We start from the raw sequence: 24,531 nt of genomic DNA, 5'->3' as shown, positions 1-24,531 counted from the left end.
CGACCTCGAGGTCGTGCTAGCGCCTGCCCTTGAACTTTCCTCCGCCGCGGGGCCCGCCGCTGCGTCCGGGAGGACCGGAATCGGGCTGCAGCTGAATCAGCACGCCACTGATGCGGGTACGGCGCAACGCCTCGACCGTCTCGTCGGCGAGATCGGCAGGCAGCTCCACCAGCGAGTGATCGGGGCGAATGCTGATGTGCCCGAAGTCGCTTCGGCGCAGTCCGCCTTCGTTGGCGATGGCGCCGACGATGGCACCGGGAGCAACGTGATGACGCTTTCCGACGCTGATGCGGTACGTCGCCATCTCCTGGCCCGTCTTGCGGTGATGCGAACTGGCCGCATCCTCGTCGAACGTGCGAGGGGGACGCGGCTCACGCGGCTCGCGGGGCGTCCGCGGCGGGGCAGGCGGCTCCGGCTTCAACAGGAACGCTTCGCCGTCGCGCGACTGGATGGCCAGCGCTGCTGCGATGTCGACCAACGGCACGTCGTGCTCGCGCTCGTAGTCCTCGATGAGGCGGCGGAACAGAGCCAGATTCTCGTTGCCGAGGCTCTCGGTGATGGAGTCCTTGAACTTCGTCACGCGCTGCGCATTGACGTCGTCGACGCTGGGGAGCTGCATCTCGGTGATGGGCTGGCGCGTCGCACGTTCGATGGCCTTGAGCAGGTGACGCTCCCGGGGCGCGACGAACAACAGAGCCTGACCGGCGCGACCCGCTCGGCCGGTGCGACCGATGCGGTGCACGTAGGACTCGGTGTCGTGCGGGATGTCGTAGTTGATGACGTGCGAGATGCGGTCGACGTCGAGACCGCGAGCAGCCACGTCGGTGGCCACCAGAATGTCGATCTGACCGTTCTTGAGCTGACCGATGGTGCGCTCACGCTGAGCCTGCACGATGTCACCGTTGATTGCCGCAGCCGAGAAGCCCCGTGCGCGCAGTTTCTCCGCGAGCTCCTCGGTGGCCTGCTTGGTGCGCACGAACATGATCATGGCCTCGAACTCTTCGACCTCGAAGATTCGAGTCAGCGCCTCGAGCTTGCGCTGATGGGCAACCTGCACGTAGCGCTGGGTGATGTTCGGTGCCGTCGACGTCTTGGTCTTGACGGTGATCTCCACCGGGTCGTGCAGATACTGCTTGGAGATCTTGCGAATCGCGGCCGGCATCGTCGCCGAGAACAACGCAACCTGCTTGTATTCGGGAGTGTCGGACAGGATGCGCTCGACGTCCTCCTGGAAACCCATCTTGAGCATCTCGTCGGCCTCGTCGAGCACGAGGTATTCGAGCCCGGACAGGTCGAGTGTGCCCTTCTCGAGGTGGTCGATCACACGTCCCGGTGTGCCGACGATGATCTGGGCACCCTTGCGCAGGCCGGACAGCTGAATGCCGTACGCCTGGCCGCCGTAGATCGGCAGAATGTGCAGGCCCGGGATATGGGTGGCGTATTTGCCGAACGCCTCGGCGACCTGGAGTGCCAGCTCGCGCGTCGGGGCGAGCACCAATGCCTGCGGCACCCGACGCGAGACGTCGAGACGGGACAGGATCGGCACCGCGAACGCCGCGGTCTTTCCGGTTCCGGTCTGCGCGAGGCCGACGACGTCGTTACCCGCCATCAACGGTGGAATGGTGGCCGCCTGAATCGGCGACGGGCTCTCGTAACCGACGTCGCGCAGGGCCTTCAGGACCCGCTCGTCTATTCCGAGATCGGCAAAGGTGATGTCGTCATCCGTCGTCGAAGGCAACTCACCTGCGTGGCCCTGGACGGGAGGGGTCGAACTCGTCTCGTCAGACGTCACGGCGGCATCCTGATCAGATTCTGAAGTGCTCATATATCGCCGAGTTTAGTACCTGCTCGACCCCAGCGACCCCTTCTACGCTGATCAGGTGACGAAAACGGTGCCACCGACACCTCGTGCGAGCAGCCTCACAGACACGACCCGGCGGCGAGGGGCGGCTGCGGACGGTTAAGTTGTACTCCGAGTCACACTCAACTCCCCCTGAGCCGACCAAAAATTCACAAACCGGACACCCTCGGTGGTGCGTTACGGACCGGGGTGTGATGAAATGCACAACTACCACGCTATTTTTCCGTAAGGGGTCCAGCAGTGCGCGAATATTCTGTGCCGGCGTCGTTCACCATTCCCGACGACGCTTCCATGGCCGACACCGTTTTCCGGTACGAAAAGGAATCGCCGAACCTCGTACCGTTCCAACGACTCGTGAACGGCACCTGGACCGACGTCACAGCGGGCCAGTTCGCCAAAGAGGTCACCGCCGTAGCCAAAGGCCTGATCGCATCGGGCATCGAACTCGGTGACCGCGTCGCGATTCTCAGCGCGACGCGCTACGAATGGGTCGTTCTCGACTACGCCATCTGGACTGCGGGCGGATGCACCGTCGCGATCTACGAGACCTCCTCGGCCGATCAGGCCCAGTGGATCCTCGAGGACTCGGCGACCAAGTTGCTGATCGTCGAGACCGCGTCCCATGTCTCCAACCTGAAGGACGTCACCGACGGTGCCGCCGACCTGCGTGAGGTACTCCAGATCGACGACGGTGCCATCGACGAGCTGACCACCCGCGGCGCGGGAGTCAGCGACGAGGACGTGCACACCCGTCGGCACCAGGTCACCGCCGCCTCCCCCGCAACCCTGATCTACACCTCGGGCACCACCGGCCGCCCCAAGGGTGTGCAGCTCACGCATGCGAACTTCTACGCCGAGGTCCAGGCCACCCAGATCGCCCTGCACGACTCCATGCGCGAGGGCAACCGCACACTGATGTTCCTCCCGATGGCGCACGTGTTCGCCCGCGCGGTGTCGTTCGGCTCGTTCGAGTCGAAGGTGACCGTGGGCCACACCTCGGACGTATCGACACTGGTGGATCAGTTCGCCGTCTTCAAGCCGAACTTCATTCTCTCGGTGCCGCGCGTGTTCGAGAAGGTCTACAACTCGGCCAAGCAGAAGGCACACGACGGCGGCAAGGGCAGCATCTTCGACAAGGCCGCCGCGACGGCCATCGAGTGGAGTGAGGCCCAGGAGAAGGGCGGCGCAGGCCTGGTCCTGAACCTCAAGCACACGGTGTTCGACAAGCTCGTCTACTCCAAGTTGCGGGCCGCCCTCGGCGGCAACTGCGATCGTGCGGTCTCGGGCGGCGGCCCCCTCGGCGCTCGCCTCGGCCACTTCTTCCGCGGCGCGGGTGTCCCGGTCTACGAGGGCTACGGACTGACCGAGACCAGCGCGGCAGTCACCGTCAACACCACCAAGGAACAGCGCGTCGGCACCGTCGGCAAGCCCATCGACGGCCACGCAGTCAAGGTCGCCGAGGACGGCGAGCTGCTGCTCAAGGGTCCGGTGGTGTTCAGCGGCTACTGGCACAACGAGAAGGCCACCGCCGAAGCGATCGTCGACGGGTGGTTCCACACCGGCGATCTGGGGTCGATCGACCAGGAAGGCTTCGTCTCGATCACCGGCCGCAAGAAGGAAATCATCGTCACCGCGGGTGGTAAGAACGTCGCTCCCGCGGTGCTCGAGGACGCCCTGCGCGCCAACGCCATCATCAGTCAGTGCCTCGTCGTCGGCGATGCCAAGCCGTTCATCGGTGCGCTGATCACCCTCGATCCCGAGGCACTGCCGGGCTGGCTCGAACGCCACAGCCTTTCTGCCGACATCCCGTTCTCGGAGCTGTCGAAGAACGCCGACCTCGTCGCCGAGATCGACAAGGCCGTGGCCGAGGCCAACAAGAAGGTCTCCAACCCCGAGCAGATCAAGAAGTACACGATCCTCGAGAACGACTTCACCGTCGAAACCGGAGAGCTCACCCCGACGATGAAGCTCAAGCGCAACATCATCCACTCCGAGCGTGGCAGCGACATCGAGGCCATCTACTCGTAGATCGACCTCGAGAGAAAGGGCCCGGCGTGCTGTGCACGCCGGGCCCTTTCTCGGTTCTCGGGTCAGGACATGTGCTCGTCGAGGAACTCCGCGACCGCCAACGTCACCTGCAGGTGGATCTTCTCGTGCAGTAGGTCGTGGCCTCCGTCGTCGAACTCGTGCAGGGCCGCGTCGGGCACACCGCCGATCCACTCGCGGACTGCATCGATCGGAGCCAAGCGGTCGTCGACACCGTGCACGGCGAGGATCGGAATCACATTGTCGGAGAGGTCGTCGGAAGCGCCCGTCACCGACTTCGGAGTGCCACACAGCACAGCGCACCGGACCGCCTCCGGATGCGCGCCGAGTGCTGCGATGGCCGTCGCGGCACCCAGCGAGTGCCCCATCAGCGCGAACGACAGTTCGGGATGCTCGGCCTCGGCGATGTCGAGCAGCTGCAGCGCATTCTGAGCCAGGCCAGGTATCTGAGCCGCGTCGGTCAACTCCCCTTCGGTGAGACCGTGGCCGACATGATCGACCGCCCACACGTCCACTCCGCGTCCGTTCAACACCCGGGCGAACCGGTGATAGTGGCCGCTGTTCTGACCGAGACCGTGGAGGAACACAAGACCGAAACGAGCATCGGGAACGGTCCAGTTTCGGTAATGGACAGCACCGGTGGCTCCGTCGAAAAATGGCATTCGATCATTTTGCCTCCTCTCGTCGGCATCCGCGCGCAACGTGACCGGCGCCGCTGTCGTCGATGGCTAGGGTGGGCACTTGTGTTCCTCCTCGGCGATCGGGTCGTCTACAGCGCCAGCGACCTCGCGGCGGCGGCGTCCTGCGAATTCGCATTGCTTCGCCGACTCGACGGGTTGACCGGACTGATCCCGCGCGCCGCCGCCGAACCGGACCCCATGCTCGACCGCACGTCCGCACTCGGATTCGAACACGAACGGCGTCAACTCGCAGCTTTCGAGCTGCGCTACCCCGGAGGCGTCCTGACGATGGACAGACCGGGACGCACCGCCCAGGAACTGGCCGACGCCGCGTGGGCAACCTTCACCGCGCTGACCGCACGCACCCCCGTGGTGTACCAGGCAACCTTCTTCGACGGCCGGTTCCTCGGCTTCTGCGACTTTTTGGTGGCAGAGGGTTCGGGCTACGGCGTGTACGACACCAAGCTGTCGCGGCACGCGAAGGTGCCGGCTCTGCTCCAGTTGGCGGCGTACGCAGATGCGCTGCGGGCCGGCGGAGTGACTCCGAGCGACGATGTACACCTCGTGCTCGGTGACGGCAGCGACTCCGTTCACGCTCTCGCCGAGATACTTCCGGTCTACCGGCAGTCCCGGGACCATCTGCAACACATCCTCGACGAGCACCACGCCGAAGGCACCGTCGTCGATTGGTTCGATTCGCGCTACTCCGGGTGCGGGCAGTGCGAGGCCTGCGTTGTCGAGGTGGAACAGCACCGAGACCTGGTTCTCGTCGCCGGCATGCGCGCAAGTACCCGCGAGAAGCTGCTCGACGCGGGAATCACCACGGTGGACGAGCTGGCCTCCTCCACGGGGAGTGTCGACGGGATGTCCACTCGTACGGCGGCGAACCTGCGCGCCCAGGCGGCGCTGCAAGTTCGCCAGGAGCACAGCGGAGAACCGGAATTCGAGATCTTCGACGCCGACGCCCTCGGGGTGATCCCCGAACCCGACCCGGGCGACATCTTCTTCGACTTCGAGGGCGATCCACTGTGGGCCGAAGCCGGGAGTAGCGAATGGGGGCTCGAGTACCTGTTCGGCGTCTACACCGCCGACGGCGAGTTCCTTCCGTTCTGGGCGCACGATCGCGCGCAGGAACGCCGTGCCCTGATCGACTTCCTCGACTACGTCTCCGCACGCCGCGCCGCATACCCCCGCATGCACGTCTACCACTACGCGCCGTACGAGAAGACCGCGCTGCTGCGCCTTGCCGGGCGCTACGGAGTGGGCGAGGACGCCGTCGACAACCTGCTGCGGGACAACGTATTGGTAGACCTGTATCCCGTTGTCCGGTCTGCAGTACGCATCGGAGCTCGGTCCTACAGCATCAAGAAACTCGAACCGCTGTACATGCCCGCCTCCCGCGACGGAGACGTCACCGACGCCGCCGCATCGATCGTCGAATACGCGAACTGGTGCGATCTGCGCGACCAGGGCAAGGATGACGAGGCCGCCGCTCTTCTGGCGGATATTGCCGAGTACAACCGTACCGACTGCGAATCGACTCTACGACTGCGCGATTGGTTGCTCGAACGCGCATCGGACGCCGGTGTTCCGCCGCGGGTGAAACAGGAGCTCGACCTCGACAAGAGCGCCTCCGACACCGCGAGCCCGCTGGAACTCGAACTTGCCGAGTACGCGGGACTGCCATGGGACCGCACCCCGACGCAGCAGGCCGTGGCCCTGTTCGCCGGTGCCATCGGCTACCACCGCCGTGAGCGAAAGCCGTTCTGGTGGGCCCACTTCGATCGACTGACCCATCCGATGGACGAGTGGCCCGATGCGGCGGACGTATTGAAAGTCGAACGCGCGGAACTGGTGCACGACTGGATGAAAACGGCACCCACACAGCGGGTTCTACGACGACAGATCAAGCTGGTGGGACATCTGAGCAACGGCGTGCTCGGGGGCTCGAAGGTCAAACTCCTCTACGCAGAACCGGCCCCGGAAGGGCTGCCGAAACAGCAACCTACCCATCGCGCGACCACGTCGGTCGAGATCGTGCAGACCGGCTACGAGGGCACCCTCGACATGGTCGTCGTGCAGGAGAACCTACGCAAGGGCGTGACCGAATACACCGACTTTCCCATCGCGACGGCGCCCGAGCCGCCGCCTGCGACCAAATACCTCGAAGAGGCGATCGTCGCAGCGGCCACCGAGGTCAGCGCTGCCCTGCCCCACCTTCCGCCTACGGCCATCGCCGATCTGCTGACGCTGTCCGCGCCCCGAACCCGTTCCGGCAAAGGCCTTCCCGCGGTACAGGGCCACGACTACGCAGCTGCGGTCACGGCAGCGCTGCTCGATCTGGCGAACTCCTATGTGGCCGTTCAAGGCCCACCCGGGACCGGGAAGACCTACACCGCCGCGCGAGTGATCGCCGAACTGGTCGACGTCCATCACTGGCGCATCGGCGTGGTGGGCCAGTCTCATCACGTGGTGAACAATCTGCTGGACACCATCGTGGCCGCCGGGGTGGACCCGGCCAAGGTGGGCAAGAAGGCCCCGACCGCCCACACCGTCGTCGAACCCACCGACTACGCCCGTTTCGTCACCGACGCCGAGCAGGGCTGCGTGATCGGCGGCACCGCCTGGGACTTCTCCAACCCCGGCCGGATACCGCGCGGGGCCCTGGATCTGCTGGTCGTCGACGAGGCCGGGCAGTTCTCGCTGGCCAACACCATCGCCGTCTCGGTGTCTGCCCGCAACCTGTTGCTGCTCGGCGACCCGGCACAGCTTCCGCAGGTCAGTCAGGGCACCCACCCCGAACTCGTCGACGAATCCGCCCTGGGCTGGATCACCGACGGTCACCCGACTCTGCCCGCCGATCGCGGGTACTTCCTGGCCACGACGTGGCGGATGCATCCGGATCTGTGCGCGCCCGTCTCGGCGCTGTCGTACGAGGGCAAACTGCAGTCCAACAAGGCTGTCACACAGGCTCGTTCACTGTCAGGGCTGGAGCCCGGCCTGCACACCGTCTATCTGGACCATCACGGTAACTCCACGGACTCGGTGGAAGAGGCCGACGAGATCGTCGCACGAGTGCAGAGTCTCTTGGGTCGATCGTGGAGCAACCCCGAGTCGTTCGACGGCGCGCGGCCGATGGAGCAGTCCGACTTTCTCGTCGTCGCGGCCTACAACGCTCAGGTCGCCGTCGTCCTCGAGCGTTTCGCGGCCGCCGGACTGGGTGACGTATCGGTCGGAACCGTCGACAAGTTCCAAGGCCGACAGGCACCGGTGGTGTTGATCTCGATGGCGGCATCGGCGATCGAGGACGTTCCGCGTGGCATGTCGTTTCTGCTCTCGCGCAACCGACTCAACGTCGCCGTCTCTCGCGGTCAGTGGGCCGCGATACTGGTCCGATCGAGAGCACTGACCCAGTACTTGCCGTCGACCCCGGCCGGACTGCGCACGCTGGGCACCTTCATGAGCCTGTGCGAGAACGGAATTCAGCCGAACGCCATGCCCTCGCCGCGGTAGGTGGGGACCGGCTCGACGGATCCGTCGGCGTGCACCAGATGCAGGGTGTCGAATCGTTCGCACAGCTCGCCCGCCTTGGCGTGCCGGAACCAGACGCGATCACCGATCTTCACCTCGTCGGCCCCGCTCACCGGAGTCTGCACCTCACCGGCACCCTCGTTGCGCAGTAGCTTCAGCCCGGACGTCACTACTCCGGCGGCCTTTCTCGACCACGCCACCGGCCTCGGGGATCGCGACCCCGACGCCGGACCCGACGCGATGTAGCCACCGCCGAACAACGTTGCGATCTGCGGCGTCGGCTTGCGCACCGCGGACAGCGCGAAGAACAGCGACGGCTCGGCCGAGAAGGCGCGATACCTGTCGAACAGCGTCGGCGCGAACAGACCCGATCCGGCGGTGACCTCGGTGACGACCGGATCGGCCGCCGAGAAGTCGATCGACCCGGTGCCGCCGCTGTTGACGATCTCGATGTGACCCACCGCCGCGGACACTGCCTCGACCACTGCCCTTCTGCGCGTGGAGATCTCACGAGACGAGAGCGACTTCATCCACTCCACCGCGACATTGGAATCAGGCACACCGGCGATCTGCGCCTCGTAGAACATCAGGCCGACGACCCGGAACCCCCGCGAGTGCGCGTCCCGCGCGAAGGCGGCAACCTGCTCGGGATCGCGAAGCGGAGAACGCCTGACCCCGATGTGCAGCGGCCCGATCCGTAGCGAGGCATCGACATCGATACAGATACGGGGCTTGAGAAGGTCGCTGCGGGTGGCGTCGCGCACGATGTCCAATTGCGCGACGTCGTCGACCATCAGTGTGATGCGACCCGACAGAACCCGATCGTTGACGACCTCGGCTAGAGCGGTGGGGTCGACACTCGGATAGCCCATCAGGATGTCCTCGACCCCCTGGCGCGCGAGCCACACCGCCTCACGCAGCGAGTACGCCATGACCCCGCTCACGCCTTCTGCTGCGAGCACCCGATCGAGGACCGCTCGGCAGCGCACCGACTTGCTGGCGATCCGAATCGGGACCCCCTTCGCTCGCGCTCGCAACGCCGCCGCATTGGCATCGAGAGCGACGGAATCGACTGCAGCCAAAGGCGATTCGAGACCCTCGGTAGCGGTGGCGATACGAGACAATGGTGTCGTGTCGGTGGTGACGACACCGGCGATCGAACTCATACTTCAACATTCCTTCGTCGTCGTTGCCGGACCCACACAGTCAAACACTCCGCAGCCGAGAAGTCCCGGCGAGTGCTCAACGGTCCAGGGCTTTGCCCGCGATCAGCCCGGACAGGTCGTCGATCTGAGCCAGCACCTCGAGGTCGTCACCGTCGACCAGCCACCGCAGCACCAGCCCGTCGAGCGTCGCCATCCCGAAGCGCGCGATCGACTCCACCGGCTCGAGCCATCTCGTGCCGGTGTGATCGGAGCACTTCTCGAAGAACAACCGGGCCTCGGAGTCGCGGATCCGGTACTGACCATTGGCAATCTCGGCCGCGGTGGCGGACCCGAGCGCGCGATGCCGCAGGAGGTAGGTCTTGATCTCGTACGCGAGCAACTGCCGATCCGGCGACTTCTCGATCAACAACCACACTGCGCTCAGTCCGCCGTGCACCAGCTCGCGCAGACCCCGAACTCCTGGCAATTCTCGGGTGCCGACAGCGCTGTCCAACGCCGCGTGGAGAATCTCGGTGACGTCGACGATGAGGTGCTCCCCCATCGCGATCACCAGATCCTGCTTGGTCTCGAAGTGGTACTGCACGATGCCCTTGGTGACGTCGGCGTACTCCGAGAGCGCGCGCACCGTCAGGGACTCGATACCCACCCGCTCCGCGACGTCGATCGCCGACTGCACCAGTTGTGCGCGTCGCACATCCGCGGGCAGCCTCGATTGCATGACCCGATACTAGGGGGCTGCCGAAGTCTGTGCCCCATATTGATCCACGGGGCGCGACCCCGAGGGTTCGGGAGTGGAGCCTGCGGAACGACCCTGCGGCTTCGAGGGTGCGATAGTGATTCGATGATCGAGCGGTCGTGGCAGAACTGGGCGGGCAATCAGCAGGCATATCCGGCGCATCGTGCCGAGCCCGCATCGGTGGACGAAGTGCGCAGCGTTCTTCAGGGCGCCGTCGATCGGTCTCGGTCGGCGCGATGCGTCGGGGCCGGTCACTCCTTCACTCCGATCGCCGTCACCGACGGCGTTCAGATCAGCCTCGATTCCTTGCGTGGGATCGAATCGGTCGTCCGCGACGACGACGGTTCCGCCCGGGTGACGGTGCTCGCCGGCACTCGGCTGCGCGAGCTGACCGCGCGGCTGTGGGACCTCGGCCTGGCCATGACCAACCTCGGCGACATCGACGAACAGTCCGTCGCCGGAGCCATCTCCACGGGCACCCACGGAACCGGTGCCCGTTTCGGCGGCATCGCCACTCAGGTGCATGCTCTGGAGCTGATGACCGCGAACGGCCGGCTCGTCCGGTGCTCCCGCGACGAGAACACCGAGCTGTTCGACGCGGCCCGCATCGGCCTCGGTGCGCTCGGCGTCATCACCCGAATCACGCTCGACTGCGTTCCGGCGTTCGCCCTGCGGGCCGTCGAGGAACCGTCGACGCTGACGGCAGCGCTCGCCGAGCTCGAAACCACCGTCGCTGCCGTCGACCACTTCGAGTTCTACTGGTTTCCGCACACCGACCGGGTGCTGACCAAACGCAACACCCGCCTGCCCGGGAACGCCGTGCTGCGCCCGCTGGGAAAGGTGCGCTCGTACCTCGACGACGAACTACTGTCCAACACGGTCTTCGAGGGGCTCAACCGCATGGTGACGCGGGTGCCGGCCCTGATTCCTCGACTCAACGCGGTCTCGGCCCGGGCACTGTCGGCCCGCGAGTACACCGATCGCTCGTACCGAGTGTTCGCATCCTCGCGGACGGTCAGATTCGTCGAGATGGAGTACGCGGTGCCGGCATCCGAGATCGGCCGGGTGCTGCGCGAGGTGGATCGCTGGCTCGAGCAGTCTTCGATGTCCATCGCGTTTCCCGTCGAAGTACGATTCGCGGCCGCCGACGACATCTGGCTCTCCACGGCCTACGGACGCCCGACGGCCTACATCGCTGTGCACCAGTACCACCGCCGCGATCACCGCGAATACTTCGACGCCGTCGAGGCCATCTGCCGCAGCGTCGGCGGCAGGCCACACTGGGGCAAACTGCACTCCCTCGGCGGCGACGAACTGCGTGATTCCTACGAGCACTTCGACGATTTCCTCCGCATCCGCGATTCGATGGACCCGCACAAGGTGTTCGGCAGCGAGTATCTCGAACACCTGCTGTCCTGAGCGGTTGATCGGCGTGACGATACGCGCAATTTCCGCTCCACTTCTGCGACCTTCGAGTGGATTTCCCCAGGCCAACGCTCCGAGTGGAGCGTCCCGTGCACGCAGCCACTCCCCGCACGCTTACATTGGAGCGAGTGAGCACAGGTAAACGCGCGCTGTCCGGCATCATCGCCGCCGGAGTCGTCCTCGGTGTCGGTGAATTGATCGCCGTCCCCATCGGACCGAACTCGTCGCCACTGACGGCCGTCGGGTCCTCGGCCGTCGACAACAGTCCGGCCCCGGTCCGTGAATGGGCCATCGACACGTTCGGCACCTCCGACAAGCTCGCCCTGTTCGTCGGCATGGCCGTGGTGATCGCTGCTATCGCCGCCGCGGCAGGCATCACCCGCAAACCGATCGGTGCTGTGGTGTTCGCAGCGCTGGGCGTGCTCGGCGTACTCGCGGCGGTGACGCGACCCGACGCAACGGCCTTCTACGCAGTCCCGACCATCGGCGGCGTCATCGTCGGCATCGTTGTGCTGCACGCCCTCATCGGAGCCGCCACCCCGGCGACCGAGGGCATGAACCGTCGCAGCTTCCTGACCCTCGCCGCCGGCGCTGCGGTACTCGGCGTCGTCGCCGGAACGGCCGGACGGATGCTCACCTCGGCGCGCGCCGTGACCGCCGATCGACTCGGCTTCATGCTTCCGACCCCGACACCGCAACCACCGATACCGGTCGGGGCAGACCTGCAGATCGACGGCCTCGCGTCGTACATCACCCCGAACGAGGACTTCTACCGCATCGATACCGCGTTGGTCGTGCCGCGGGTGGCGTCGGATACGTGGTCGCTGCGGATACACGGCATGGTCGACCGCGAGATCGAGCTGACGTTCGCCGATCTGGCCCAGCGCCAGGCCGTCGAGAAGACGGTCACCCTGACCTGTGTGTCGAACATCGTCGGCGGCGACCTCGTGGGCAACGCAACGTGGATCGGCTACCCGCTCGAGGACATTCTCGAAGAAGCAGGCATTTCGCCGGATGCCGACATGGCGCTGTCGTCGAGCAGCGACGCCTTCACCGCGGGCACTCCCCTGGAGGTACTGCTCGACGGGCGCGACGCCTTACTGGCGGTGGGGATGAACGGTGCACCGCTGCCCGTCGAGCACGGCTACCCGGCGCGGCTCGTCGTTCCGGGTCTGTACGGGTACGTCTCGGCGACCAAATGGGTCACCGACATCGAGATCACCCGCTTCGACAAGGTGACGGCGTATTGGACCGATCGCGGCTGGGGCGCTCTCGGACCGATCAAGACCGCCTCGCGCATCGACACCCCGCGATCGGGCAGCTCGGTGCCCGCCGGGAAGTCGGTAGTCGCGGGCGTCGCCTGGGATCAGCACACCGGTATCGAGGGCGTGGAAGTGCAAGTGGACGAGGGCAATTGGGTGCCGGCCACGCTCTCGGAGGAGTACTCCAAGGACACCTGGCGGCAATGGACGGTCGAGCTCGATCTGGCTGCGGGCCAGCATTCCATCCGAGCCCGCGCCACCAACTCGGCCGGAGAGCTGCAGACCAACAAGACCGCCGACACCGTTCCCGACGGAGCCACCGGCTACCCGAAGATCTCGGTGACGGCGAACTGATCGAGACAGTCGTGCTGACCTAGACGGTCGCGAAGCTCGCGCGAATCGAGTTCTCGGCCAATTGCTTTCGCTCGGCCGCGGTGAGGCCCATTCCCGCTTCGAGGGCAGAGAAGTTGTCGTCGACGTAGCCGCCGAAGTAGGCGGGATCGTCGGAATTGATCGACACCGACAGGCCGCGCTCGAGCATCTGCCGCAACGGCAACTGCTCGACGTTGTCGATCACCTTGAGCCGAACATTGGACAGCGGGCAGACGGTAAGCGGAATCTGTTCCTCGACAAGTCGATTCACCAGCGCTTCGTCTTCCAGGCACCGCACCCCGTGATCGATGCGCTCGACCTTCAGCAGATCCAGTGCCTGCCAGATGTAGTCGGGCGGGCCTTCCTCACCGGCGTGAGCCACCACGTGCAAACCCTCGGCGCGCGCCTTGGCGAACACGTCGACGAACAACGACGGTGGGTAGCCCACCTCGGCGGAATCGAGTCCGAGGCCGATGATCGGGGCCTGCAGCGCCAACAGGTCGTCGAGCAGTTGATTCGCGTGCAGTACCGGCTTGTCGCGCAGAATCGACGCGATCAGCCCACTGGTGACGCCGAATTCGCGCTCACTGGTCGCACACGCGTCGGCCAATCCCTCGACGACGGCCTGGAGCGGTACACCGCGCTCGGTGTGCGCCTGCGGGTCGAAGAAGATCTCCGCGTGCGTCACCCCGGCCTGCGCGGTCCGGCGGAAGTAGGCCCGGGCCAGATCGGCGAAATCCTCGGCGGTCTGCAACACGGCCATGTTCGCGTAGTACAGATCGAGGAAGGATTGCAGGTCCGTGAACTCGTACTTCGCGCGTAGTTCGTCTATGTCGTTGTACGGCAGCGTGATTGCGTTGCGCTCGGCAAGATCGAAGATCAGCGGAGGTTCGAGCGACCCTTCGATGTGCAGGTGCAGTTCGGCCAGCTGATCGTTACTCACTCATACGATTCTACTTGCCCGTGTACGTCGCCTTACCCGGGCCGACCTCGAGGAAGCTCGCGACCGCGCCGCGCAGATCCTCGGTCTCGAACAGAGCGCCCGAGACCTCCGAGGTGATCTCGTCCGCGTGGGCCACGCCACCGGAACGCCACGCTGCCACAATCTGTTTGGTTGCCGCGTGCGCGACGGTGGGGCCGTCGGCCAGTCGATGGGTCAGCGCGAGCGCCGCAGCGTCGACGTCGTCGTGGATCTGATTGACCACGCCCCACTCCTTCAGCGTCTGCGCGTCGTACAGATCTCCGGTCATGACGAGCTCGCGAGCCCGACCCGACCCGGCTCGCTCTGCCAGACGCTGCGGTCCACCCATCGACGGCGTCAGACCGACGACGGTCTCGACCAGACCGAACTTCGCCTTCGGTCCGGCCAGGATGATGTCGCAGGCCAACGAGATCTCGAACGCCGCAGTGAGCGTCAACCCGTGCGCGGCGTAGATCACCGGGCACGGCAGCGCCTCGAGTGGATGCGCGATGCTTGCGAACAAACCACGCCACAGATCGGCACCCTGCGCAGCGGACAGGCCCTGGAACACGTGCACGTCGACGCCTGCCGAGTTGACCTTGCCCTCGGCGCGCAGCAGCACTGCACGAGGCGGACTCGCGACGAGATCGGCGACGTTCGCGGCCACTGCATCGAACATCGCCTGATCGAAGAGGTTGAGCGGACCGTGATCGAAGGTGAGCACAGCGATCTCTGCGCCGGCATCGGTGGTGGATCGAACGAGCGAAGTGGGTGCGTCAGCCATGGTTCGCATAGTGCCACACCCGTCTCGGGCGGTTGTTACCAGCGAGTATTGTGCGCAGATAAGTCACCGTTACCGAGAGGAACACATACATGAAGCGCAGCCTGTTCGAGGCCGATCACGAGGACTTCCGTGCATCGGTGCGCGAGTTCGTCACCCGAACCATCACCCCGGTCGAGGAGAAGCTCGTCGAACAGCGGTACATCGACCGTGAGATCTGGCTCGAAGCAGGACGCAACGGCTTCCTCGGGCTCGAAGTACCGGAGGAATACGGCGGCAGTGGAGCGGAGGACTACCGATTCAACGCCGTCCTCGCCGAGGAACTCGCCCGCTCGAGTGCCGCGGTGGCGTCGTGCTTCGGTATTCACGTGGACATCGTCGCGCCCTATCTCGTGAAGCTCACCACCGAGGAGCAGAAGAAGCGCTGGCTGCCCGGCTTCTGCAGCGGCGAGATCCTCACCGCGATCGCCATGACCGAGCCGTCCGGTGGCTCGGACCTGGCCGCGCTGAAGACCACCGCCGTCAAGGACGGCGACGACTTCATCATCAACGGCTCCAAGACCTTCATCACCAACGGCAACTCCGCCGATCTCGTCATCGTCGCCACCCGCACGACGCCGGAGAAGAAGGCCAAGGGCATCACGCTCTTCGCCGTCGAGAACGGTACCGAAGGGTTCTCTCGCGGCCGCAAGCTCGACAAGGTCGGTCAGCCCGAATCCGACACCGCCGAATTGTTCTTCGAGAACGTGCGGGTACCGAGCTCGAACATGATCGGCGAATTCGACGGCGGCTTCATCCACATGATGCAGCTGCTCCCCCAGGAACGCATCAGCTGCTCGGTGGCCAACCTCGGACACGTCCGCCCCATTCTGGAGGAGACGCTGCAGTACGCCAAGGACCGCAAGGCCTTCGGTCAGCAGATCGGCTCGTTGCAGTGGAACAAGTTTCTGCTCGCCGAGCTCGTCACCAAACTCGATGTGGCACAGGCGTACATCGACAACTGCATTGCCGCGCACGGAATCGGTGAGCTGACGGCCATCGACGCCGCCAAGGCCAAGTGGTGGAGCTCGCAGGTGCAGAACGAGATTCTCGACCACTGCGTCCAGCTGCACGGCGGCTACGGATTCATGAACGAATACCGCGCCGCCCGGGCCTGGAAAGACGCTCGCGTGACCAAGATCTGGGCCGGATCGAACGAAATCATGAAGGAACTGATCGGCCGGGATCTGGGCCTGTAGTGCACTTCGCGTAGGAGTGGAGCCTGCGGAACGACCCGATGAGCAGTGGTGCGCTCGAGTGCCTTCCAGGGCACTCGAGTACGCCACTGCCGCAGGCACTTACTTGAACGCAGGCCGGGCGTAGAAGCAGACTGCGATCATGCCGACGATCAGCACGGCGGCGGGCAGAATCAGCGACTGCGACATGGCGGTGGTGAATCCGTCGCGCAGCATCTCCGGGACGCGGCCGGCGAATTCGTTTGCCCCCGAAGCTGATCCACCGCTGGGTAGTTCGGCGGCCAAGCGCGATTGGATGAGCGCGCCGATGCCTGCGCTACCGAGTACCGAGCCGATCATTCGGGTGGTGTTGTAGATGCCCGAGCCCGCGCCCGCCTGACTCATCGGCAGATTGCGGGTTGCCGTGGCCGCCAACGGAGACCAGATCAGCGCGTTCGCCACACCCATCGCCGCGATGGGCAGAAGCAGCCTCCAGATCGCGGTGGTGGGCGTCATCTCGTACGCGAACCACAGCAGCGCGGCCGCGAGGATGAACAATCCGGATCCAGCGATGTAGCGGGGATGTGTCTTGTCCACGAGCTTGCCGACATTGGGCGCGAGGATTCCGGTGAGCAGCGCCATCGGCACGAACAGCAACGCCGATCGGGTAGGCGTCAAACCGGTGACACTCTGCGCGTAGAACATGATCGGCAGCATCATGCCGGACATCGCGAAGCCCATGGCTGCAATACCGATGTTGGACAGCGAGAAGTTCCGGTCGCGGAACAGTGCCAAAGGCACCAGCGGCTCGTTCTTGTTCACGGACTGCCAGTAGACGAACCCCGCGAAGACGAGCAACCCCACACCGATGAGGATCCAGACGCCGGTACCCCAGTCGTACTTCTGACCTTCCTGGATGCCGAAGACGATGCAGAAGAGTCCGACGGCGCTGAGGGCAACGCCCAGTAGATCGAACTTGTGATCGTGGGTCGGCAACACCGGAACGAACTTCAGCGCCAACGCAATTGCGATAATTCCGACCGGCACGTTGATGAAGAAGATCCACTCCCAGCCGAGCGAGTCGACCAGCACACCGCCGAGAATCGGCCCGACGAGCGTCGCGACGCCTGCGACTGCGCCCCATGCTCCCATCGCAGTTCCGCGCTTCTCCGCCGGAAACACACGAGTGATCACGGCCATCGTCTGCGGGGTGATCATCGCTGCGCCGAGACCCTGAACCGCACGCGCCGCGATGAGCATCTCGATCGACCCCGACAGTCCACACCACACGGACGCGAGGGTGAAGAGCACGAGGCCGGCGATGTACAGGTTCTTCGGGCCGAACTTGTCACCCATCCGACCCGTGACCAGCAATGGAACGGCATAGGCCAGGAGGTACGCACTGGTGACCCAGATGACGTTGTTGATGTCCGTGTTCAGACCGGCGAGAATCGCGGGCTGAGCGACGGCCACGATGGTGGTGTCCACCAGAATCATGAAGAAGCCGAGGCACAGCGCCCACAGGGCGGGCCACGGTCTGATGTCGTTGTGCAACGGCGCGGTCTCGACGGCGTTCATAGCGTTCTCCTAGTTCCCCGAGGCGTCGGGGTCGTGTGGCAGTGCCCCGAGGTGTCGGGGTCGTGTGGTCGGTGCCGATCGGTCAGGGTGGTGTGCTGTGCGGAAATGGCATGCGGCCACTCGAGCTCGCCGCTGTCGAGGCGATCGATGTAGCTCGTCAACCACTTCACTTCAGCGGCCAGCATGTGGTAGGTGTAATCGATTCCAGCCCAGTAGATTTCGGACGTCTTACGTTCTCGCGCCAGGCGCTGGAATCCGGACAGTTCCTCGATTTCTCGAGCCAGGTCTTCGATTCGCGCACGGAGCAAAGCGATCGCCTCGGACGCCGGGAGGTTGTGCATCTCGGACAGGCCGAGGGTGAACTGTGGATATTCGCGCACCGGGGAACGAAGGATCTCGGCGAGCCGATCGACGAGGACCCGCCGGCCCGCGGGGGTGATCTCGTAGGTCGTGCGCTCGGGACGATTTCCCCCGCGGTCGGTTCCGACCTCGGCGATCAACTCCTGCCCGTGAAGTCGAGCGACCGCGTGATACAGCGAACCGGGACGGATCTTCACGATCCGGTCCTCTTTGCGCTCGAGAAGGAGCTGATACATCTCGTAGGGATGCATCGGTGCCTCCGAGAGCAGGGCGAGGACCGAGACCCCCAGCGGATTCACTGCATCCCCTCGCATCGACCCCCCCATCTGGATATCCCAATCGAATTATTCCAGTTGGAATATACGGTCATGGTCCTACGAAGAGCAACCCGGACAATGCTCTGACCTGGGTATCAATCGGACATACAGCGCACAATGCCCTATCGAGCGCGTAAGGGACACCGACCGTAGTCGATGTCCCGTTCGAACAGACGAAGGCCGGATACTCGGAATTTCTTCCGTGTATCCGGCCTTGTCACCGAGTTTCTGGTGGAGATTACTTCGAGAAGGTCACTCCGCCAGGAGAAATCGGGTTACGAAGCTTGAATCAGATGGCGCGGACGCCGGTAGCCTGGGGGCCCTTCTGACCCTGGCCCACCTCGAACTCCACGCGCTGGCCCTCGTCGAGCGACTTGAAGCCGCTACCCTGAATCTCCGAGTAATGAACGAAAACGTCCGGTCCGCCACCATCCTGCTCGATGAAGCCGAAGCCCTTTTCGCCGTTGAACCACTTCACACTGCCCTGCGTCATTCTGTAAACCTTCTGTAAGCGAGCTAGATCTTCACGTCGAAGCTCTAATCTCAAATGCGAGTCTGCCATCTATCGGCGCTGAGCGAAACACCGGGGGCAAAAAAGTTCGAAAGATTGCTTTTGGACGGTGAAACCAGAACGTCGCCCACGGGCTCGATAGCTAGTCTCGACACGTGGATTTCCCCCTTTTCGACGCCGGCCGGTTCGACTCCCACAAACTCGACATCGTTCGTCTGGCCTGGTGTCGACAACTGGGCCTGGACGACACGGCTCTCGACACCGACGCCGACCGCGTCGAACATCTCGTTTCGACGGACAACGTCACCGTGTTGTCACTGGCCGGGACCACCGTGATTGCAGGGCCGTCCTGGGCGGTGGATGCCTCCCGCTCGATCACCGGCTGCCCCGGTGCGGACCGAACCTGGATGTCCTCGCTACTCGGAGACCGCTCGGCGCACTACGAGATCGGCACGCACTCGCTGGCGTACGGCTCGGACATCGGCCATTCCATCGATGTGCACGATCCGCTGATATCGCACGATGCTGTGCACGTCCGCAACCTGGCGGCGAAGTGCGACGATGCCGACGTTGCCGAGGCCTTCGGAGAATCGGTTTCGCGGAATTGGTTCACGCTCCTCGGCGACGACAGGCCCGCAGACTCGGCGCACTCGCTCGCCTCAGCCGGGTATTCGGAAGAGCAGCTGATTCTGGCCGACATGCGCGTCCTGACCGACCCGATTCATCGCCGACGGGGTCACGCTCAGGTGGTCGGCCGACTGGCTACCAACGACGCCATCGACGAGGGCTTGATCCCGCAGTGGCGCTCGCGACCCGAGAACTCCATTGCCCGACGCCTCGCCGCGCGGCTGGGATACACCGAACTGGGCGTGTGCCACACAGCTGTGGTTCGAGCCTGACCCGGTTGAGGAGGCTCCGAACTGGGTAGCGTCGGAAGGAACCAGTCGAGGTGAGGAGCAACAAGCATGGCCGATGACGCCGCGTACGTGGAACCGGGCAAGGAATTCAAGAGGGACACGAACTACATTCCGACGCGGATCACCGCCGACGGCCGGGACGGTTATCCGGTGGAGCCGGGACGGTATCGCCTGATTGCTGCGCGCGCCTGTCCGTGGGCTCATCGGTCCATCATCGTGCGTCGGCTGCTGGGGCTAGAAGATGTTCTCTCCCTGGGCATTCCGGGACCGACCCACGACCCGCGCAGCTGGAACTTCCAGGAAGAGCCCGGCGGGATCGATTCGGTTCTGAAAATCGAGAGGCTGCAGGACGCCTACTTCGCCCGGTTCCCGGACTACGAGCGCGGCATCACTGTCCCCGCCATCGTCGATGTCCCTACCGGCGAGGTCGTGACCAACGACTACCCGCAGATCACGCTGGATCTGTCGACCGAGTGGACGCAGTACCACCGAGACGGTGCCCCTGATCTGTACCCCGAAGCACTGCGCGGCGAGATCGACGAGGTCGCTGATCTGGTCTTCGAGGACGTCAACAACGGTGTCTACCGCTGTGGATTCGCCGGATCGCAGGAGGCATACGACAGGGCCTACGACCGCCTGTTCGCGCGCCTCGACTGGCTCGTCGAACGCCTGTCCACGCAGCGTTACCTCGTCGGAGACCACATCACCGAAGCCGACGTACGCCTGTTCACCACCCTGGTGCGCTTCGATCCCGTCTACCACGGCCACTTCAAGTGCAACCGAAGCAAACTCAGCGAGATGCCGGTGCTCTGGAACTACGCACGCGATCTCTTCCAGACCCCCGGCTTCGGCGACACCGTCGACTTCGACCACATCAAACGGCACTACTACGAGGTGCACCGCGACATAAATCCGTCGGGCATCGTGCCCAAGGGCCCGGATCTGCAGGGCTGGCTGGAGCCGCACGGGCGGGAATCACTGGGCGGATCACCCTTCGGCGACGGCACCGCTCCCCCACCGCCGAAGCCGGGCGAGCTCGTGCCGGCAACTCACTGGGTGCACTGACCCACAACCTTCGACAAGAAAGAGGACCCATGGCCGGCAAGAAGGACGACGCGCAGGTCGAGGTCTCGAACGGTGGCAGGCTCGAACGCGCGTTGGTCAACATCCTCGACAACGCCAGCCGCCTGCAGGGGCCTGCCGTCGACAAGTACGTGGCGCACGTGCGTCGGGCACACCCGTACGACACCCCCGCACAGATCATCGAACGCCTGGAGAAGCGATTCCTGCTCGCGGTCACCGGCAGCGGTTCCGCAGTGGGCGGTGCTGCGGCCGTACCCGGCATAGGAACTGCCGCCTCGCTCGCCGCAGTGGGTGCCGAAACCGCGTTCTTCATCGAGTCCTCGGCACTACTGACATTGTCGGTCGCGTCCGTGCACGGCATCCCCGTCGAGAACCACCAGCAGCGACGGGCATTGGTGCTGTCGGTTGCTCTGGGCGAATCGGGAATGCAGATCGTGCAGCGCACGGTGGGCAAGACCGCCAAGAACTGGGGACCGCTGATCACGTCCCGCATCCCCGGCGGCGCGATGACCAGCATGAACAAATCCCTCGTGAAGAAGTTCATCACCAAGTACCTCGCCAAACGCAGCGCGCTGCTGGTCGGCAAGATGCTGCCCGCCGGAATCGGTGCGGCGATCGGCGGAGCAGGAAACCGCGCCGTCGGTAAGGGCGTCATCAAGAATGCCCGGGAGGCATTCGGTCCACCGCCCGCGCGGTTCCCGGAAAATCTGATCATCGAGCCGGACGAGTGAGAATGCGCGGAATCTTCGCGGGCGTGAGGCGTTGACACCGAACATGACTTCCACACCTGAACTCGGCAAGTACGGCGTCTGGCGACTTCATTCGGCATTCACCCCCGAACTGTCGCGAGCGATCGAATCCTTCGGCTACGGAACGATCTGGCTCGGCGGCTCACCGCCGGCCGATCTGACCACCACGGAGGAGATACTCGACGCCACCGAGACGGTGGTCGTGGCAACCGGCATCGTCAACATCTGGTCGGACGCAGCCGCCGACGTCGCGCAGTCGTATCACCGGTTGGAGAAGAAGCATCCGGGACGGTTCCTCCTCGGAATCGGTGCCGGCCACCCGGAGGCAACGCAGGAATACACCAAGCCGTACGACGCTCTGGTGGCATATCTGGACGAGCTCGACACCGCAGGAGTGCCGGTGGAGCGACGCGTCCTCGCCGCGCTCGGCCCCAAGGTTCTTGCGCTCGCCGCCGACCGCACGGCCGGTGCGCATCCGTACCTGACCACCCCCGAGCACACCCGTGAGGCGCGAGAAGCATTGGGGCCGAACAAGATTTTGGCACCCGAGCACAAGGTGGTTCTCGAATCCGACCCACAGAAGGCCCGAGCAATCGGCCGACCACCGGTGAACAACCCCTATCTTCACCTCCGCAACTACACCAACAATCTGAACCGGCTCGGCTACTCGGACGACGAGATCGGGGACGGTGGCAGCGACCGGCTGATCGACGCTCTGGTGGCGCACGGCACGGCCGACGCGATCGCCGCACGATTGAACGAACACCTCGCCGCGGGCGCGTCCCACGTGACACTGCACTCTCTTCCCGACGACGCCGATCCGCTCGAGACCTACCGCGACATCGCCGCCGCGCTGCTTCGCTGACACAGGGGCCGCACCCGCGACGACGTCGGTCTCACCCCGTAGCCTCGTGTACCGGTTGCCGCGTGCAACCGGTACACGTGCAGTTCGACGGCCAGGGGGATTCCGCAGCGATGACCAGCTACTCGGGAGCAGCGCTGGAAGCGCAGGCACTGACCAAGCAATTCGGCACAGTTCGGGCGGTGTCGGACCTGAGCTTCGTCGTTCCGCGCGGCACCGTCACCGGATTCCTCGGTCCCAACGGATCGGGTAAGACCACCACGCTGCGCATGCTGCTCGGGCTCGTGTCACCCACCTCGGGGATCGGTCTCGTGAACGGCGCACCGTTCGGTGCAGCAATACACCCGGCCCACACAGTGGGAGCCGTTCTCGACTCGCTGAGCATGCACCCCAAACGGAGCGCCGCTCATCACCTGAAGATCTACACCGCGGCGATCGGCGTGCCCGACAGCCGCGCCCTCGACGTGCTGCACCTGGTCGGCCTCGGCGATGCCGCCCACCGCCCCGCAGGCGGCTTCTCACTCGGCATGCGGCAGCGTCTGACGTTGGCGACAGCCCTGCTCGGAGACCCCGAAATCCTGGTGCTCGACGAACCGGCGAACGGTCTCGACCCCGAGGGCATCGCCTGGCTCCGCGATTTCCTGAAGGCATTCGCGGCCTCGGGGCGGACGGTACTGATCTCGAGTCACATTCTTCGTGAAATCGAGCAGACCGTCGACAATCTGGTGATCGTCAGCGCCGGCTCGTTGATGTATCAGGGCTCGATCGCACAGTTGCGGTCCACACGTCCGAGCCGTGTGCTCGTGGCGGCATCGGACCCGGCGACACTGGCGATCGCATTGGCATCGAACGGCCTCAACGACACCCAGCTCCTGCCCGACGGCCGCATCGGCGTCGCAGGCACCGACGCGGCCACGATCACACGTATCGCCGCAACCGCCGATGTCACGGTGTTCGGCACCACCGCAGAGCACGTCGATCTCGAGCAGGTGTTCCTGTCGATGACGGCGGGGCAGTACACCGCGGCACCGGTCGGTCAGAATCCGTACGGGCCGCCGCCGGGACAACCGCAGGGTTATGCGCAACCGCAGAACTACGGTCCGCCGCAGAGCTACGGTCCGCCCGGCTACGGCCCGCCTCCGGGTTACGGCCCACCTCCGCCCGAATACGGACCGCCGCAGAACTGGAACGGAGGCCGGCGATGAATGCGCTGCTGACGTCGGAGATCCGCAAGGTCACGACGCTGAAGTTCTGGTGGGCACTCGCGATCGCGCCGATCGTCGTCGGAATCTTCGCGTCCGTCATCACCTCGGTGATCGCGAACCAGTTGGGTCCGTACGAGGAGGACCTCGATATCTCGGGTGGTGTCGCCTCGATCGGCCTGTACGTCGCCGCCGGAGCCGCAATCCTCTTCGCCGGGATCTTCGGTGCCGTCAATGCCGGGACCGAGTTTCGCCACAAGACCATCACCACCAGCTTCTTGACGGCCCGCGGCCGCGACGGGGTGATCGCCGCCAAACTCATCGTCACCGCTCTGTTCGGACTCGGGTACGGCCTGGTCGTACTGCTGGCCAGCCTGATCTGTCTGCTGATCTTCAACGACCGGACCGTGATGCTCGACGGCCCGTTCATCGGTGTGGTCGCGTCGTGCCTGCTGGCCGTCGTGCTGTGGTCGATCATCGGTGCGGGGCTGGGCCTGCTGCTGAAATCTCCGACGTGGGCGGCCATCGTGCTCGTCGCCTGGCTGCCGTTCGGCGAGGGTCTGCTCTCGCTGATCCTCTTCGGGGTGGGGTTGGGACCTGTTGCCACCGTGCTGCCGTCGAACCTGACCCTGCCGACGATGGCGGCCACACAATTGGACGACGCGGGCGATCTGGCGTCGTGGCCGTGGGCACCGCTGGGGCTCGCATTGTGGGCCGCGATCCTCACCGGCGGCGGCTGGTTTCTGGCCCGCACCCGCGACATCGACTGAGGTCGGAACCGGTACCCGCGATCGCCGACGAATGCTGTCGGTGATCGGGTCTACTTTGGTTCATCGATGGCACACAGTAATTCGGTGACGAACCGCGGCGCGGCAGTTGATCGCGACGCGGCGAACAACGGCACCCTCGTCCAGTCC

Annotated in this window: 20 protein-coding genes; 11 read left to right on the top strand and 9 right to left on the bottom strand. The window is 64.9% G+C overall.

Translation table 11 applies throughout. The features are described from left to right. Window positions 1–16: 16 nt before the first annotated feature. The gene (locus tag CH294_RS16920; RefSeq protein WP_249305343.1) at window positions 17–1,792 is read right to left on the bottom strand and encodes a DEAD/DEAH box helicase; all 1,776 of its coding nucleotides are present in this window, start codon (window positions 1,790–1,792) and stop codon (window positions 17–19) included. A gap of 309 nt (window positions 1,793–2,101) precedes the next feature. Here CH294_RS16920 and CH294_RS16915 point away from each other — a divergent pair, with 309 nt between their 5' ends. Next, window positions 2,102–3,889 carry a long-chain fatty acid--CoA ligase gene (locus CH294_RS16915; protein WP_037172286.1) on the top strand — a complete coding sequence of 596 codons (1,788 nt, stop codon included), beginning with the start codon at window positions 2,102–2,104 and terminating at the stop codon, window positions 3,887–3,889. A 62-nt stretch (window positions 3,890–3,951) separates the two neighbouring features. Here the strand turns inward: CH294_RS16915 and CH294_RS16910 are convergent, their stop codons facing one another. Next, window positions 3,952–4,569: an alpha/beta fold hydrolase gene (locus CH294_RS16910; protein WP_094738594.1), complete on the bottom strand. Its 618-nt coding sequence runs from the start codon at window positions 4,567–4,569 to the stop codon at window positions 3,952–3,954. Window positions 4,570–4,650: 81 nt separating this feature from the next. Between CH294_RS16910 and CH294_RS16905 the strand changes: the two genes are divergently transcribed. Next, a complete protein-coding gene (locus CH294_RS16905; RefSeq protein ID WP_094738593.1) occupies window positions 4,651–8,100 on the top strand; it encodes a bifunctional RecB family nuclease/DEAD/DEAH box helicase in 3,450 nt (1,149 codons plus the stop codon). Here CH294_RS16905 and CH294_RS16900 read toward each other — a convergent pair. Together CH294_RS16900 and CH294_RS16895 are read right to left on the bottom strand one after the other, a co-directional pair. Then, window positions 8,070–9,284, bottom strand: a complete 1,215-nt coding sequence (locus CH294_RS16900; RefSeq protein WP_094738592.1) for an alanine racemase — start codon at window positions 9,282–9,284, stop codon at window positions 8,070–8,072. The genes CH294_RS16905 and CH294_RS16900 overlap by 31 nt on opposite strands. A gap of 76 nt (window positions 9,285–9,360) precedes the next feature. Then, window positions 9,361–10,002, bottom strand: coding sequence for a TetR/AcrR family transcriptional regulator (locus CH294_RS16895; RefSeq protein WP_032403836.1), 642 nt, complete (start codon window positions 10,000–10,002; stop codon window positions 9,361–9,363). A 123-nt stretch (window positions 10,003–10,125) separates the two neighbouring features. Here CH294_RS16895 and CH294_RS16890 point away from each other — a divergent pair, with 123 nt between their 5' ends. Beyond that, window positions 10,126–11,439, top strand: coding sequence for a D-arabinono-1,4-lactone oxidase (locus CH294_RS16890; protein ID WP_094738591.1), 1,314 nt, complete (start codon window positions 10,126–10,128; stop codon window positions 11,437–11,439). Between the two features lie 134 nt (window positions 11,440–11,573). After that, window positions 11,574–13,061, top strand: a complete 1,488-nt coding sequence (locus CH294_RS16885; protein ID WP_094738609.1) for a molybdopterin-dependent oxidoreductase — start codon at window positions 11,574–11,576, stop codon at window positions 13,059–13,061. A 19-nt stretch (window positions 13,062–13,080) separates the two neighbouring features. On the opposite strand, the gene CH294_RS16880 is transcribed toward CH294_RS16885, so the two are convergent. Next, a complete protein-coding gene (locus tag CH294_RS16880) occupies window positions 13,081–14,022 on the bottom strand; it encodes an adenosine deaminase (RefSeq protein ID WP_094738590.1) in 942 nt (313 codons plus the stop codon). A 10-nt stretch (window positions 14,023–14,032) separates the two neighbouring features. Next, window positions 14,033–14,824, bottom strand: coding sequence for an enoyl-CoA hydratase/isomerase family protein (locus tag CH294_RS16875; RefSeq protein ID WP_037153786.1), 792 nt, complete (start codon window positions 14,822–14,824; stop codon window positions 14,033–14,035). Between the two features lie 89 nt (window positions 14,825–14,913). Here CH294_RS16875 and CH294_RS16870 point away from each other — a divergent pair, with 89 nt between their 5' ends. Next, window positions 14,914–16,059, top strand: coding sequence for an acyl-CoA dehydrogenase family protein (locus tag CH294_RS16870; protein WP_032396497.1), 1,146 nt, complete (start codon window positions 14,914–14,916; stop codon window positions 16,057–16,059). Between the two features lie 99 nt (window positions 16,060–16,158). On the opposite strand, the gene CH294_RS16865 is transcribed toward CH294_RS16870, so the two are convergent. From CH294_RS16865 to CH294_RS16855, 3 genes are all read right to left on the bottom strand, one after another. After that, complete coding sequence (locus CH294_RS16865; RefSeq protein ID WP_032403833.1) at window positions 16,159–17,613, bottom strand: DHA2 family efflux MFS transporter permease subunit; 1,455 nt, start codon at window positions 17,611–17,613, stop codon at window positions 16,159–16,161. Beyond that, the gene (locus CH294_RS16860) at window positions 17,610–18,272 is read right to left on the bottom strand and encodes a PadR family transcriptional regulator (protein ID WP_249305341.1); all 663 of its coding nucleotides are present in this window, start codon (window positions 18,270–18,272) and stop codon (window positions 17,610–17,612) included. Before CH294_RS16860 ends, CH294_RS16865 begins: the two co-directional genes overlap by 4 nt. Window positions 18,273–18,579: 307 nt before the next feature. Then, window positions 18,580–18,783, bottom strand: a complete 204-nt coding sequence (locus tag CH294_RS16855) for a cold-shock protein (protein WP_008714360.1) — start codon at window positions 18,781–18,783, stop codon at window positions 18,580–18,582. Between the two features lie 173 nt (window positions 18,784–18,956). On the opposite strand from CH294_RS16855, the gene CH294_RS16850 reads away from it, so the two are divergent. The 6 genes from CH294_RS16850 (at window position 18,957) to CH294_RS16825 (ending at window position 24,384) form a co-directional block, all read left to right on the top strand. Then, window positions 18,957–19,700 carry a GNAT family N-acetyltransferase gene (locus tag CH294_RS16850; RefSeq protein WP_094738589.1) on the top strand — a complete coding sequence of 248 codons (744 nt, stop codon included), beginning with the start codon at window positions 18,957–18,959 and terminating at the stop codon, window positions 19,698–19,700. A 66-nt stretch (window positions 19,701–19,766) separates the two neighbouring features. After that, the gene (locus CH294_RS16845; RefSeq protein WP_094738588.1) at window positions 19,767–20,783 is read left to right on the top strand and encodes a glutathione S-transferase C-terminal domain-containing protein; all 1,017 of its coding nucleotides are present in this window, start codon (window positions 19,767–19,769) and stop codon (window positions 20,781–20,783) included. 29 nt (window positions 20,784–20,812) lie between these two features. Next, a complete protein-coding gene (locus tag CH294_RS16840) occupies window positions 20,813–21,532 on the top strand; it encodes a hypothetical protein (RefSeq protein WP_094738587.1) in 720 nt (239 codons plus the stop codon). Between the two features lie 43 nt (window positions 21,533–21,575). Further along, on the top strand, window positions 21,576–22,415 hold the full coding sequence (locus CH294_RS16835) for an LLM class F420-dependent oxidoreductase (RefSeq protein ID WP_094738586.1): 840 nt from the start codon (window positions 21,576–21,578) through the stop codon (window positions 22,413–22,415). 110 nt (window positions 22,416–22,525) lie between these two features. After that, window positions 22,526–23,617, top strand: coding sequence for an ATP-binding cassette domain-containing protein (locus CH294_RS16830; protein WP_094738608.1), 1,092 nt, complete (start codon window positions 22,526–22,528; stop codon window positions 23,615–23,617). Then, window positions 23,614–24,384 (top strand): ABC transporter permease, encoded by a 771-nt coding sequence (locus CH294_RS16825; protein WP_032403829.1) that lies wholly within the window; start codon window positions 23,614–23,616, stop codon window positions 24,382–24,384. Before CH294_RS16830 ends, CH294_RS16825 begins: the two co-directional genes overlap by 4 nt. Window positions 24,385–24,531: the final 147 nt, after the last annotated feature.

The organism is Rhodococcus sp. 14-2483-1-1 (genome assembly GCF_002259335.1).
In the GTDB taxonomy this organism is placed as follows: domain Bacteria; phylum Actinomycetota; class Actinomycetes; order Mycobacteriales; family Mycobacteriaceae; genus Rhodococcoides.
This window is presented reverse-complemented; position numbering and strand designations above follow the sequence as displayed.

Excerpts from the sequence above, each read along its gene's own strand:
- CH294_RS16865 (WP_032403833.1), bottom strand. The coding sequence starts at position 17,613 with ATGAACGCCGTCGAGACCGCGCCGTTGCACAACGACATCAGACCGTGG.
- CH294_RS16895 (WP_032403836.1), bottom strand. The coding sequence starts at position 10,002 with ATGCAATCGAGGCTGCCCGCGGATGTGCGACGCGCACAACTGGTGCAG.
- CH294_RS16845 (WP_094738588.1), top strand. The coding sequence starts at position 19,767 with ATGGCCGATGACGCCGCGTACGTGGAACCGGGCAAGGAATTCAAGAGG.
- CH294_RS16870 (WP_032396497.1), top strand. The coding sequence starts at position 14,914 with ATGAAGCGCAGCCTGTTCGAGGCCGATCACGAGGACTTCCGTGCATCG.
- CH294_RS16900 (WP_094738592.1), bottom strand. The coding sequence starts at position 9,284 with ATGAGTTCGATCGCCGGTGTCGTCACCACCGACACGACACCATTGTCT.
- CH294_RS16910 (WP_094738594.1), bottom strand. The coding sequence starts at position 4,569 with ATGCCATTTTTCGACGGAGCCACCGGTGCTGTCCATTACCGAAACTGG.
- CH294_RS16825 (WP_032403829.1), top strand. The coding sequence starts at position 23,614 with ATGAATGCGCTGCTGACGTCGGAGATCCGCAAGGTCACGACGCTGAAG.
- CH294_RS16830 (WP_094738608.1), top strand. The coding sequence starts at position 22,526 with ATGACCAGCTACTCGGGAGCAGCGCTGGAAGCGCAGGCACTGACCAAG.
- CH294_RS16840 (WP_094738587.1), top strand. The coding sequence starts at position 20,813 with ATGGCCGGCAAGAAGGACGACGCGCAGGTCGAGGTCTCGAACGGTGGC.
- CH294_RS16855 (WP_008714360.1), bottom strand. The coding sequence starts at position 18,783 with ATGACGCAGGGCAGTGTGAAGTGGTTCAACGGCGAAAAGGGCTTCGGC.
- CH294_RS16875 (WP_037153786.1), bottom strand. The coding sequence starts at position 14,824 with ATGGCTGACGCACCCACTTCGCTCGTTCGATCCACCACCGATGCCGGC.
- CH294_RS16835 (WP_094738586.1), top strand. The coding sequence starts at position 21,576 with ATGACTTCCACACCTGAACTCGGCAAGTACGGCGTCTGGCGACTTCAT.
- CH294_RS16890 (WP_094738591.1), top strand. The coding sequence starts at position 10,126 with ATGATCGAGCGGTCGTGGCAGAACTGGGCGGGCAATCAGCAGGCATAT.